Source organism: Peribacillus sp. NPDC096540 (assembly GCF_050278525.1).
Classification (GTDB): domain Bacteria; phylum Bacillota; class Bacilli; order Bacillales; family DSM-1321; genus Peribacillus.
In genome coordinates, this window is record NZ_JBNNTG010000067.1 from 1 (window position 1) to 11,714 (window position 11,714).

The following is an 11,714-nucleotide window of genomic DNA, read 5'->3' on the forward strand; positions in this document are numbered from 1 at the left end:
ACAAATTTTACAGGACTGACAAGACCCAATAATTCCTTTCAAGGTTTTGATATCACTGGAGTAGGTTCTGGTAACAAATTCCTTTATCTGTATGGTTGGGCGGAAATGGGCGAAGAACTTAAAAAAGTGTTAGAGGAAATGTTGTGAGCCTTGTAATAGACACACAATATAGAACTTCAACAAAGGAGGGAATCTCTAATGGGTTACAGAAAGTTAGGACGCACTAGCGCACAACGTAAAGCATTACTTCGTGATTTAGCTACGGATCTTATTATCCATGAGCGCATTGAAACTACTGAAGCACGTGCAAAAGAATTACGTTCTGTAGTAGATAAAATGATCACTCTTGGTAAACGTGGTGACTTGCATGCACGCCGTCAAGCTGCAGCATTCATCCGTAACGAAATCGCTGACGCTGAGAATGGTACAGATGCCCTTCATAAGCTATTCAGTGACGTAGCTCCACGTTATGAAGAACGTCAAGGCGGATACACTCGTATCATGAAAGTTGGTCCACGCCGCGGTGACGGTGCACCAGTCGTGGTTATTGAATTAGTTTAATAACAACGATGAAAAAGGGCGGGGCAAATGAATATACTCACTTGTTCTTTGCCCTTTTTCTATTTTTTTATAGAAATTTTGTTTTTTTAGAAATTCGCATTGAGTGTTACGATGGCTGGCGTAACCTGTTCTACAGGGAGCCTTCACGTCTAGCTCAAGCATCCCTTCCCGCTTTTTATAAGCGATTATAAGATAACCTGTTTTTCGTAACAGGCCTGCTGTAAGCTGCTCTTAATTTACCGAAAATTCTTTCGGTGGAAGGGGTGCAGCGTTTTTTTATATTTTCAGAAGAATAATACTGATATTTCATTGTTTATTTATGTTAATTCAGCAGAGTTAAGATAAGATGAGTGCAGTCGAGGATGAGGAGGGCCACATGGGGAAGAAGCTGGTTTCTTTAGAGAATATTATTTTTAGATATGAGGGTCAGTCTCGAAACGCCTTAGATGATGTTTCTTTTGATATTTATCAGGGGGAGTGGCTTGCGATAGTTGGCCATAATGGTTCCGGCAAGTCGACATTAGCGAAGTTATTGAATGGTCTTCAGTTCGCCCACTCAGGTACGATTAAGATTAATGATCAAATAATGACGGAAGAAACAGTTTGGGATGTACGCCAGAAAATTGGTATGGTTTTTCAAAATCCAGATAATCAATTTGTAGGCACTACAGTTCAGGATGATGTGGCTTTTGGTTTAGAAAACGCCGGTGTTTCTCAGCAGGTTATGGTGGAGCGTGTTCATGTTGCGTTGAATAAGGTTAAAATGAATGCCTTTCTTAATCAAGAGCCGCACCATCTATCCGGCGGTCAAAAGCAACGAGTGGCCATAGCAGGTGTTATTGCCTTACAGCCAGATATCATCATCTTAGATGAAGCAACCTCTATGCTTGACCCAAGAGGCCGTGAAGAAGTGCTTGAAACTGTGAGAGAATTAAAACAGGAAAATGAGATTACAGTTATATCGATTACCCATGATCTTGAGGAAGCTGCGAAAGCTGATCGTATGATAGTCATGAATCAAGGTCAGCTATATCGCGAAGGGCCTCCTCAAGATATTTTTGAATTAGAGGAAGAATTAATTGCTCTTGGTCTGGATATTCCCTTTTCGGTAAAGCTAACCAAAGAGTTGCAAAAAAATGGTGTTCGTGTTGTGAATGGGCATTTGACAGAGGAAGAGTTGGTGAAGGATTTATGCGAATTACACTCGATGATGTAGAATACCGCTATCAGGTCAATACGCCCTTTGAACATCTAGCCCTTCATGATGTTAATATTTCAATGGAATCGGGAACCTATACTGCGATTATAGGCCATACAGGTTCTGGTAAATCAACGTTACTGCAGCATTTAAATGCTCTTTTAAAACCGACTAAGGGGCGAGTCTTCATTGGAGACCGGACGATAGAAGCTGGAAGAAAGGAAAAATTATTACGGCCGATTAGACAAAAGGTCGGGATTGTTTTTCAGTTTCCGGAACATCAGCTATTTGATGAAACGGTTGAAAAGGATATATGTTTCGGGCCTATGAATTTTGGGATTTCTGAAGTTGAAGCTAAGAAATTAGCAAGGAAAGCCATTGTACAAGTTGGATTAAGTGAGGAGATCCTACTAAAATCTCCATTTGACTTATCCGGTGGTCAGATGCGACGGGTAGCCATTGCAGGTGTACTGGCTATGGAACCAGAAGTACTGGTACTAGATGAGCCTACAGCCGGACTTGATCCACGAGGACGGAAAGAAATTATGGACATGTTTTATGATTTGCATAAAGTACGCGGCATTTCAACAATTCTGGTGACTCATAGCATGGAGGATGCAGCTAAGTATGCGGATGACATCATTATCATGCACCAGGGTACGGTGTTTAAAAAAGGAACTCCTCAGGAGATTTTTTCCCAGCCTGAGCAATTGCTAGAGCTTGGTCTTGATGTACCTGATACAGTTCGTTTTCAGCTCAAGCTTCAGAAGGAACTAGGTGTTCGTTTTGATCACCCTTGTCTTAATATCGAGGATTTAGCGGTAGAAATCGATAAAGCGATGAAACGGGGGAACCGCTAATGCAGGATAAAATGATTATCGGGCGTTATGTCCCTTCTGACTCTGTGATCCATAAAATGGACCCAAGAGCTAAGCTACTGTTGGTATTCCTGTTTGTATGCGTCGTTTTTTTGGCGAATAATGTCGTTTCATACTCTTTGCTTGCTGTATTTACCGTACTGTTGATTAGTCTTTCTAAGATTCCGCTTCGCTATCTTTATAATGGATTAAAACCTATCTTTTTCTTAATCGTCTTTACATTCTTACTGCATATCCTGTTTACAAAAGAAGGAGAAGTACTTTTTAAATATGGCTGGTTTGAAATTTACGAAGGTGGCCTGATTCAAGGGTTATTTATATCCATAAGGTTTACCTTACTAATTCTGGTTACGTCTCTATTAACGTTGACCACAACGCCGATATCCATTACTGATGGAATGGAAGAGTTGTTGGGGCCCTTAAAAAAATGGAAGATGCCGGTTCATGAACTAGCATTGATGATGTCCATTGCCCTTCGCTTCATTCCAACGTTAATGGAAGAAACCGAAAAAATCATGAAGGCACAAACAGCAAGGGGAGTTGATTTTTCATCAGGCCCAATAAGGGATAGGGTTAAATCGATTGTACCGCTGCTTGTCCCATTATTTGTGAGCTCGTTCAAACGGGCAGAAGAATTGGCAACAGCCATGGAATCCAGAGGGTACCGTGGTGGGGAAGGCCGTACAAAATACCGTCAATTAAATTGGAAGACTAGTGACAGCCTGTTGATGGTCTCTCTAGGTGCTCTTACGGTCATGTTATTTTTATTACGTTCATAATAAGGAAGAGTACTATATGCCAAAATATAAATGTGTGATTGCTTATGATGGCACAGATTTCGCAGGTTATCAGGTGCAACCTGAGAAACGAACGATACAAAGTGAATTTGAGGAAGTCCTAGCCAAAATGCATAAGGGTGAAATTGTAAAAGTGACAGCTTCAGGCCGGACAGATTCAGGGGTTCATGCAAAGGGGCAGGTCATTCATTTTGAATCACCGCTTACATTTCCTACTGAAAATTGGGTCAAGGCGTTCAGCGCTCTTCTTCCAAGCGATATCGTCGTTTTGGAAGTTGAGATTGTGCCTGCAGATTTTCATGCAAGGTTTCATACGACTGGCAAGGAGTACCGATATATTATTGCCCGTTCAAAATTGCGGGATCCGTTTCAACGCAATTTAGCCTATCATTATCCCTATCCATTGGATGAGAAGGCAATGAGGGAAGCCATTTCCTATTTAATAGGGACCCATGACTTTACAAGTTTTTGTTCGGCAAAGACAGAAGTGGTCGATAAAGTCCGAACTATTCAAGAAATGGATTTTGATGAGACTGATGGATTTATGGTTTTTCGCTTTGTTGGGGAAGGGTTTCTGTATAATATGGTGCGTATCTTAGTTGGGACGCTTCTAGATGTCGGGAGCGGCAAAATAGCACCTCGAGATATAATTGGGATATTAGACAAGAAAGACCGCAGTTTTGCTGGGAAAACAGCACCAGGTCATGGACTGTATTTATGGAAAGTATTTTACAAATAAAAATATTGTAAGTATGATACCAGTTTTTTTACAAGTAACAAAATGCTAAAGATCAATAGTAAAGCGGGTTGAGGCGCTACTGATCTTTTTATTGAGTTGTAGAAAGTGTTTTATAGACAACTTATCCTAGTGTAACATTCCCTTGACAATGAAACTGGGAGAAGTTAATATAATATGGTATGTATTTTAATCCCACGATAAGCCCCGGAAGTTTATTGTGATTGAAAATAAATATAAAAAATTAAAAAGTTTTTTAGGAGGTTAACCATGCGTACGACATTTATGGCGAAAGCTAATGAAGTAGAACGTAAATGGTATGTGATTGACGCTGAAGGCAAAACTTTGGGTCGCCTTTCTACTGAAGTAGCATCCATCTTACGTGGTAAACATAAACCAACTTTTACACCGAACATTGACACTGGTGATCATGTAATTCTGATCAATGTTGAAAAAATCCATTTGACTGGTAAAAAATTGACTGACAAAATTTATTACCGTCACACTATGCATCCAGGCGGTCTTAAAACTAGAACTGCTCTTGAAATGCGTACAAACTACCCTGAGAGAATGCTTGAACTTGCTATCAAAGGTATGCTTCCAAAGAATTCTCTTGGTCGTCAAATCTATAAAAAATTACACGTATACGCTGGAGCTGAGCACCCACACGCTGCTCAACAACCAGAAGTATACGAATTACGCGGATAATTACTAAGGAGGTTACTATCTTGGCACAAGTTCAATATTATGGTACTGGTCGCCGTAAGAGCTCAGTAGCTCGTGTACGTTTAGTACCAGGCGAAGGTCGCATCGTTATTAACGGTCGTGACATTAATGAATATATTCCTTTCGCAGCATTACGTGAAGTTGTTAACCAACCACTAGTTGCAACAGAAACTACTGGAAATTACGACGTTTTAGTAAACGTTAGCGGTGGTGGATACACTGGTCAAGCTGGAGCAATCCGTCACGGTATCGCTCGTGCATTGCTTCAAGTTGATCCAGAATACCGTCCGTCTCTTAAAACTGCTGGTTTACTAACTCGTGACCCACGTATGAAAGAACGTAAAAAATACGGTCTTAAAGGCGCACGTCGTGCACCTCAGTTCTCAAAACGTTAATTCTATTACCGTTTCAAAGGCTCTCAACCATTTTGGTTGGGGGTCTTTTTTTGTGAAATTTTTTTGCCCACGCGTATATCACCACTATCATAGCTTAAAGTACTTTTGGAGCTCTCTAATGTCATCTCTATTAAATACCTCTATGCTGTGGTAACATCCATGCGTGCACTCTTTTACTCTTTATACACGCTCTATTTTGATTGAGCACTATCCAGGAAGATTGCTAAATGGCGCCCTTTATTTGAATATTCCAATCGAAGAGGGGGCTCTTACCTATTATTATAGGTCGTGTAATTTAGATTAGCTATATTCGATTCATTTTGCCGTATAGGCCATTTTTTTAGGTGAGTAAGGGGAATGCGTCTTAACTAATAAAACACTTTTGTTCTTTCATTTTGGGTGTTTGAAACCACCTAAGGGTTAATAACGAAATACGGTCTTTTGAAAAATCCCTTAAGAAAACAAAACTATTGTTGGGGAATATGAATGAAGTACACCGGTTGTATAAAGGAGTTTTTATGAGACGCTAGCAGTGAGCGGCCCACGGTGACAGGTACAGCCTCGAGAAGCAACCCGAGGAAGCGAGTTACCGGATGATAGTTATACTTCATAATAAGAAGAAATCTATTAGTGGTAAAAAAAATAGCGTAACCTCAAAGGCTACGCTTAACAAATTTTTGATGATAATCCTTGATTACTTTAGCGAAAAATCATGTCTAATTTGTCGGTAAAATAGGTTTGAGGTACAATTCCCCCACTTCAGTCTTCAAATGTTAATTTTGATATTATTGGATTTAATAAACATATCTAAAACTATCCTCATTAATTTTTGCCAACTGTATAAATGAATGGTTCATGATAGAACGCAAAAACTACATATTACTTGGGAAATAATTTGGGAAATGGGGTCTGACCCCGGAGGTGATATGATGGCTGTGATTTTAGGTTTACAGGAGATGCAAAGGGAGCGGCAGTTGAAGTTTGAACGAAGGTTACTTAGGGAACTTTCAATCGAGGATATGAAGGGGAGGATTCAGCGTTACTTTGGACAGGATTTCATGGAGGTGTTAGAGGAAGGGTATTTTGATGTTGCCATTGAGGCCTATTTATTGGGAGCTAACTATAGTAAGTTTGGCTATTATGGTGAGTCGGAGGAGGATGTAAGGGCCAGGTGCTGGAGGGAAGAGAAATTTTTGATTGATACCCTTTTTAATTTTATTTTGTATTGGCGGGAAGTGACGGCAAATAACGCTTACAATGAAGGTTTGTTTTATTGCTGTGAAGGGTTTGTAGGTGAATGGTGGATGGATGGCTTTAAAACGGGTGAAAAGCGATATAAAATGAAGTTGCACTAAGAAGGAGCGAAGTATCCATTCCTTGTTCTAATTCCATGGTTTGTCCCATACTTTTAGATATAGGGACTAGTGGAAGGGGAACGTTCATGCGTAGAAAGCTAAAATATACAGGAATCGCTATGGGATTGTTTGTCCTTTTTTTAATTGTAACTTTCAAATTTGTTGAAAATGATTCTTGGGACTCCTGGAACCTTCCCTTGGCGGGTAAGGTGATCGTTCTGGATGCAGGACATGGAGGTATGGATGGCGGAGCAAATGTACAAGAGGTAATGGAAAAAGAAATTGCCCTTTCTGTCTCGTTAAAGGTAAGGGACTATTTACAGGAACAGGGTGCCCTTGTCATTATGACCCGTGAGAAAGATGAGGATCTGGCACAGGGGGATACAAAAGGGATTCGTCAGCGTAAACAGGAAGACCTACGAAATCGGGTTGAAATGATTAATGATTCTGAAGCGGATTTATTTTTAAGTATTCATTTAAATTCTTTTCCGTCAGCATCATCAAAAGGAGCTCAAACGTTTTATACGAAAAGGTTTGAGGAAAATGAACAGGTGGCAAAGTTTATTCAGGCGGAAATCATAAGAAACCTAGAAAATACAAAGCGAGATGCAAAAACGATTAATAATGTGTATTTGATGAATTATACGAAGAAACCAGGGGCGCTTGTTGAAATTGGCTTTCTTTCTAATACGGAGGAAAGGGAACGCCTTATAAGTGATGGGTATCAAGAAAAGATTGCAAGTTCGATTTATATGGGGATTTTACGATATTTCACAGAGAAAAAACTTTCAGATCAAGAGTGATTCTCGTGTTCGGGTCTTGTAAGGTACAAGGCCTTTTTATTATTGAGATAAAAGTCAGGAGCTCATTTAAAGGGCAGATAAGAAGCTTTATTTACGTGGTATGTTATACTAAAATGGGATAATAAAACGAATTTAAAGGGGTGCTCGACTTGTTAACTGAAGAGAAAGTACTGAATTTATTAAAGGATCTTAAAGACCCTTTTCTACATAAAAGCCTTGAAGAAACAAATGGAATTATTGAAGTGAAAATAAAGCCTGAAAAAAATCATGTAAGCGTTAAACTTGCCATCGCAAAAACAGGGACTGCCGAGCAAATGCAAATGCAAAATGAAGTGGTAAACTTGCTGAAAGAAGGCGGGGCGGAATCTGTAGGGATTCGTTTCACAGAACTTTCTGAAGAAGAGTTATCCAAGCATCGTGACAATATACCACAGGATGAAGTGGATCAAGGACTACTTGGACCAAATAGCAAGACGCAATTTATTGCGATTGCTAGTGGTAAAGGCGGAGTTGGTAAATCCACTATTTCAGTGAACTTTGCTACTTCACTTGCACGACTTGGTAAAAAGGTTGGACTTGTGGACGCTGATATTTATGGATTTAGCGTACCAGATATGATGGGTATTACAAAAAGACCGGTGGTGCGCGGAGAGAAAATTATTCCTGTAGAACGTTTTGGTGTTCAGGTTATCTCAATGGGCTTCTTTGTAGAAGATAATGCGCCTATTATTTGGAGAGGACCGATGCTAGGTAAGATGCTGAACAGTTTCTTTAACGAAGTAGAATGGGGAGAGTTAGATTATTTAGTCCTTGATTTACCACCGGGTACAGGCGATGTTGCGTTAGACGTGCATACGATGCTTCCTTCGTGTAAGGAGATTATCGTAACTACACCGCATCCAACTGCAGCATTTGTTGCAGCAAGAGCGGGCGCGATGGCCATTAAGACTGAACATGAAGTCATTGGTGTCATTGAAAACATGTCGTTCTTCGAGAGTAAAACGACGGGTGAAAAAGAATATGTATTTGGTAAAGGCGGCGGTGCAAAGCTTGCAGAAGAACTACGTACAGAAGTTTTAGGGCAACTTCCTTTGCAACAGCCAGATTGGAACGAAGAAGATTTTGCACCTTCTATTTATGCAGCAGACCATAGATTAGGCAAAATTTATGAAGATATTGCAAAAAAAGTCATTGAAAAGTTGCAATAAAAATAAAGGCTGATTCCAATTGGAATCAGTCTTTTGTTATTCTTTATCCTTATTCTTTTTCTCTGTTTTTTCACCCGATTCCGCTTTTGTAGCCTTTTCAGCTGCTTTTGTTACGGCTTTATCCAATCTTTCTTGGATCTTCGCTTGAACTAAAGGACTATCCATTGTTTCTATGATTACTTCTTTATAGATGGCCCGCATGTCTTTGGTCTTCAGTAACTTATTCATTTCTTTTTCTAAATCAGGTTCTTTTAGAACTTCAATAAGCATTCCTCGATACTGAGGATCATTGGTTAATTCTTTCAATACCTTTTTATGTTCATCTTTTAAAGCTTTAGCATAGGCAGCGGTAAATTCAGGATCTTTAAAGGCCTTTTTCCAAAATTCCTTCCCTTTATCTGAAGTGACCGTATCTTCAATGGATTTCTTAATTATCTCCGAGTCCATAATAAGTTCAGTTTTCGTTTTCTCATCAGAAATGATATCCTGGATGGCTTTTTTTCCATTGTCTGTTTTTAAAATATCGACGACCATTTTCTTTGTCTCTTCATACTCCATTTTATCTGCGCTTGCTCCATTCTGCGTACAACCGGAACAAACGAGTAAGAATGACATGAAAAGCAAAGCAACTCCCACTCTCATACGCAGGGCCCCTTTCATCCTTCTTATTGTTAATATGGTTCCAATCGACAATATTATCCCCTAGGAGAATAAGTGGATTTTTCCAAATTTGGTTGGTACAATTAAGGAAATGAAATACAAATTTATGGAGGAAAACAATGAACAGCCGTAATTTAGTTAAATTGTTTTTAACAACATTGCTTATCGGTGGTGTAACGGGCGGAGTTGTAGGGTTCTTAGCTCGTTGGAGTGAGTTTAAGCCTTATTTTTCTTCTTTTGATATCAGTGCCATTCTTTCAACGTTTATATGGTTATTCGGTGTCGGATTAATTTTTAGTGTCATAAGCCAAGCTGGTTTTTTTGCCTACTTAACGATTCATCGTTTCGGTCTAGGGATATTTAAAAGTGCTTCCTTATGGAATGCGGTACAACTTGTACTTATTCTTTTCGTTGTATTTGATCTAGTCTATTTACGATATCTTAATTTTGGTTCAGGTGAGGGGATTAGTTCCTACATCGTGTTAGCACTGGTAGTATTAGCTGCAGCGTTGATCACCGCCTATTTTAAAATGAAACAAACGAATAAACAGTCATTTATTCCGGCGATGTTTTTCATGGTTGTGGTCACAGTATTAGAGTGGGTACCTGTACTAAGAACTAATGATGAGGGTTGGCTCTACTTCATGCTGTTTCCATTGCTAGTATGCAATGCTTATCAATTATTAGTTTTAAGCAAATTAATCAATCGTTCACAAAAAGAATTAGCCAGTAAAAAAACACGGATGCAAACTCAAGCAAAGGGAAAGAAATTAAAAGCAGGAGAATTAGGGAAGTAATGTAAAAGTGCTAACCTTATTGGAAAGCGGAATACATAAGAAATTCTACATATAAAAACTGCGTCCTAGAGGTTAAGGAAGACCCTTAGGACGCAGTTTTTTCGTGGTTTTGTGTTAATTAGTAAATGATGTTACCGGATTTCTTCACTGCTTGCCGATGAATTAGAGATCATCTCTGAAACGTTAACGAAGTTTAAATTTTTGGAGCGAAGTTCATCTATTAGTTCAGGCAATGCTTTATTTGTTTGTTTTGCTGAGTCAGAAGCGTGTAATAAGATGATATCTCCCTTTTGAGCTTTGTTAACGTTATGAACAATTCGATCAATACCTGGGTTAGTCCAATCCTTTGAATCGATGCTCCAATGAACCACTGTATAGCCGAATCTTTCACTGATTTTCAGGAGGCGCTTATCAAAGTGTCCAGTGGGAGCACGTAAAAGCTCGATATTTTTAACATTTAGTTTTTTAAAAGCTTCCTGTGCTTTTGAAATATCACGGATGATTTCTTGGTCATCCAGATCGGAATAATCTTTGTAATCGTACCCAAGCATTCCGATTTCATAGCCTTCTTTTTCAATTTCATCCACTATGTCAGGGTGGCGTTCTGCCCAAGATCCGGAAAGGAAGAAGGTGGCAGACTTAATCTTTTCTTTTTTCAATGTCTTTAAAATCGGGGATGCTTTTTCATCACCCCAGCCAATATTGAATGTGATGGCGACATTCTTTTCCCCTTTATAAACCGCTTTTGGTCCATCTTCGGTAGAAAAAACAGGTGAATGAAGAATGTTTTGCACAAAAAGGAACCAAGCGGTAAAAAGTGCCGTAAGTAAAATTAACGAATAATGTTTGATGTTCTTTGCCTGAAGCACCATGAAAAATTTCATTAATCCATCCCCTTGTCCAAAAGCTCTTGTCTTCATATTTATGCAGAGGCTGTTCCGTTATGCAAAGAAATCCATATAAAAAATTCATAAAATAAAGACGAATGGGAAAAATGACTGATGGAGGTGTTAATTATGCTTGGCTTATTGATTAATGAAAAAGAAAAGAAGGAACTAGAGTACCTCTTAAAAAGAGAGATGGATGAAATATTATTTGATTTACAAGATGACAGAATCGATTACATAGTAAAAAGAGCTATAGACGAAAAATATAATATCCTTTTCAAGTTGTTTAAAAGGTTAAGTACGGAAAAGGAATGCCTTACTTATATGAGAGTGAAATCTAATTTAAATGAGAAGAAACACTACTGATTTTTAAAAGTGAATTATATTTAAAAAATCTATTGACTATTAATTTATACGCTGGTATATTATAAAAGTTCCTGCAAGATAAAAGCTTTTAAAAAAGAACGAAAAAAACTTTTGAAAAAAGTTATTGACGAAGCAGAGATAAGATGTTAAGATGTTAAATGTCGCTAAGAGATAAAGCGAAACAAATTGCTCTTTGAAAACTGAACAAAACAAAGCGCCAACGTAAATTTTTAAAAGTGAGCACACACTATAAAAAAAGCAAAATGAGCAAGTCAAACATTTCTTCGGAGAGTTTGATCCTGGCTCAGGACGAACGCTGGCGGCGTGCCTAATACATGCAAGTCGAG

At 38.8% G+C, this 11,714-nt stretch carries 14 protein-coding genes and 1 rRNA gene; 13 read left to right on the forward strand and 2 right to left on the reverse strand.

The genetic code is table 11. The features are described from left to right. The first annotated feature begins 198 nt into the window (after nucleotides 1-198). The 10 genes from rplQ (at nucleotide 199) to ACQKMR_RS27325 (ending at nucleotide 8,657) form a co-directional block, all read left to right on the forward strand. The gene (gene rplQ / locus ACQKMR_RS27280; protein ID WP_053349048.1) at nucleotides 199-561 is read left to right on the forward strand and encodes a 50S ribosomal protein L17; all 363 of its coding nucleotides are present in this window, start codon (nucleotides 199-201) and stop codon (nucleotides 559-561) included. 376 nt (nucleotides 562-937) lie between these two features. After that, complete coding sequence (locus tag ACQKMR_RS27285) at nucleotides 938-1,777, forward strand: energy-coupling factor ABC transporter ATP-binding protein (protein WP_427700074.1); 840 nt, start codon at nucleotides 938-940, stop codon at nucleotides 1,775-1,777. After that, nucleotides 1,753-2,619, forward strand: coding sequence for an energy-coupling factor ABC transporter ATP-binding protein (locus ACQKMR_RS27290; protein ID WP_427700075.1), 867 nt, complete (start codon nucleotides 1,753-1,755; stop codon nucleotides 2,617-2,619). Before ACQKMR_RS27285 ends, ACQKMR_RS27290 begins: the two co-directional genes overlap by 25 nt. Beyond that, nucleotides 2,619-3,416, forward strand: a complete 798-nt coding sequence (locus ACQKMR_RS27295) for an energy-coupling factor transporter transmembrane component T family protein (RefSeq protein ID WP_427700076.1) — start codon at nucleotides 2,619-2,621, stop codon at nucleotides 3,414-3,416. The genes ACQKMR_RS27290 and ACQKMR_RS27295 overlap by 1 nt, the downstream gene beginning before the upstream one ends. A gap of 16 nt (nucleotides 3,417-3,432) precedes the next feature. Continuing rightward, complete coding sequence (gene truA, locus ACQKMR_RS27300) at nucleotides 3,433-4,173, forward strand: tRNA pseudouridine(38-40) synthase TruA (protein WP_427700077.1); 741 nt, start codon at nucleotides 3,433-3,435, stop codon at nucleotides 4,171-4,173. Nucleotides 4,174-4,440: 267 nt separating this feature from the next. Then, nucleotides 4,441-4,878, forward strand: coding sequence for a 50S ribosomal protein L13 (gene rplM / locus ACQKMR_RS27305; protein WP_034304960.1), 438 nt, complete (start codon nucleotides 4,441-4,443; stop codon nucleotides 4,876-4,878). Nucleotides 4,879-4,898: 20 nt separating this feature from the next. After that, entirely contained in the window at nucleotides 4,899-5,291 is a 393-nt protein-coding gene (gene rpsI, locus ACQKMR_RS27310; RefSeq protein ID WP_034304957.1) for a 30S ribosomal protein S9, read from the forward strand. 929 nt (nucleotides 5,292-6,220) lie between these two features. After that, nucleotides 6,221-6,646 (forward strand): DUF2521 family protein, encoded by a 426-nt coding sequence (locus ACQKMR_RS27315; protein ID WP_427700078.1) that lies wholly within the window; start codon nucleotides 6,221-6,223, stop codon nucleotides 6,644-6,646. Between the two features lie 86 nt (nucleotides 6,647-6,732). Beyond that, a complete protein-coding gene (gene cwlD, locus ACQKMR_RS27320) occupies nucleotides 6,733-7,449 on the forward strand; it encodes an N-acetylmuramoyl-L-alanine amidase CwlD (protein WP_427700079.1) in 717 nt (238 codons plus the stop codon). 149 nt (nucleotides 7,450-7,598) lie between these two features. Continuing rightward, a complete protein-coding gene (locus tag ACQKMR_RS27325) occupies nucleotides 7,599-8,657 on the forward strand; it encodes a P-loop NTPase (protein WP_427700080.1) in 1,059 nt (352 codons plus the stop codon). 36 nt (nucleotides 8,658-8,693) lie between these two features. Here the strand turns inward: ACQKMR_RS27325 and gerD are convergent, their stop codons facing one another. Continuing rightward, on the reverse strand, nucleotides 8,694-9,299 hold the full coding sequence (gene gerD, locus ACQKMR_RS27330) for a spore germination lipoprotein GerD (RefSeq protein ID WP_427700081.1): 606 nt from the start codon (nucleotides 9,297-9,299) through the stop codon (nucleotides 8,694-8,696). A 137-nt stretch (nucleotides 9,300-9,436) separates the two neighbouring features. Here gerD and ACQKMR_RS27335 point away from each other — a divergent pair, with 137 nt between their 5' ends. After that, the gene (locus tag ACQKMR_RS27335; protein WP_427700082.1) at nucleotides 9,437-10,114 is read left to right on the forward strand and encodes a KinB-signaling pathway activation protein; all 678 of its coding nucleotides are present in this window, start codon (nucleotides 9,437-9,439) and stop codon (nucleotides 10,112-10,114) included. Between the two features lie 131 nt (nucleotides 10,115-10,245). On the opposite strand, the gene pdaB is transcribed toward ACQKMR_RS27335, so the two are convergent. Further along, nucleotides 10,246-10,998 (reverse strand): polysaccharide deacetylase family sporulation protein PdaB, encoded by a 753-nt coding sequence (gene pdaB, locus ACQKMR_RS27340; protein WP_427700083.1) that lies wholly within the window; start codon nucleotides 10,996-10,998, stop codon nucleotides 10,246-10,248. Nucleotides 10,999-11,130: 132 nt separating this feature from the next. Between pdaB and ACQKMR_RS27345 the strand changes: the two genes are divergently transcribed. Further along, nucleotides 11,131-11,367: a hypothetical protein gene (locus tag ACQKMR_RS27345; protein WP_427700084.1), complete on the forward strand. Its 237-nt coding sequence runs from the start codon at nucleotides 11,131-11,133 to the stop codon at nucleotides 11,365-11,367. 281 nt (nucleotides 11,368-11,648) lie between these two features. Next, nucleotides 11,649-11,714: ribosomal RNA gene (locus ACQKMR_RS27350) — 16S ribosomal RNA — on the forward strand; the annotation flags it as partial.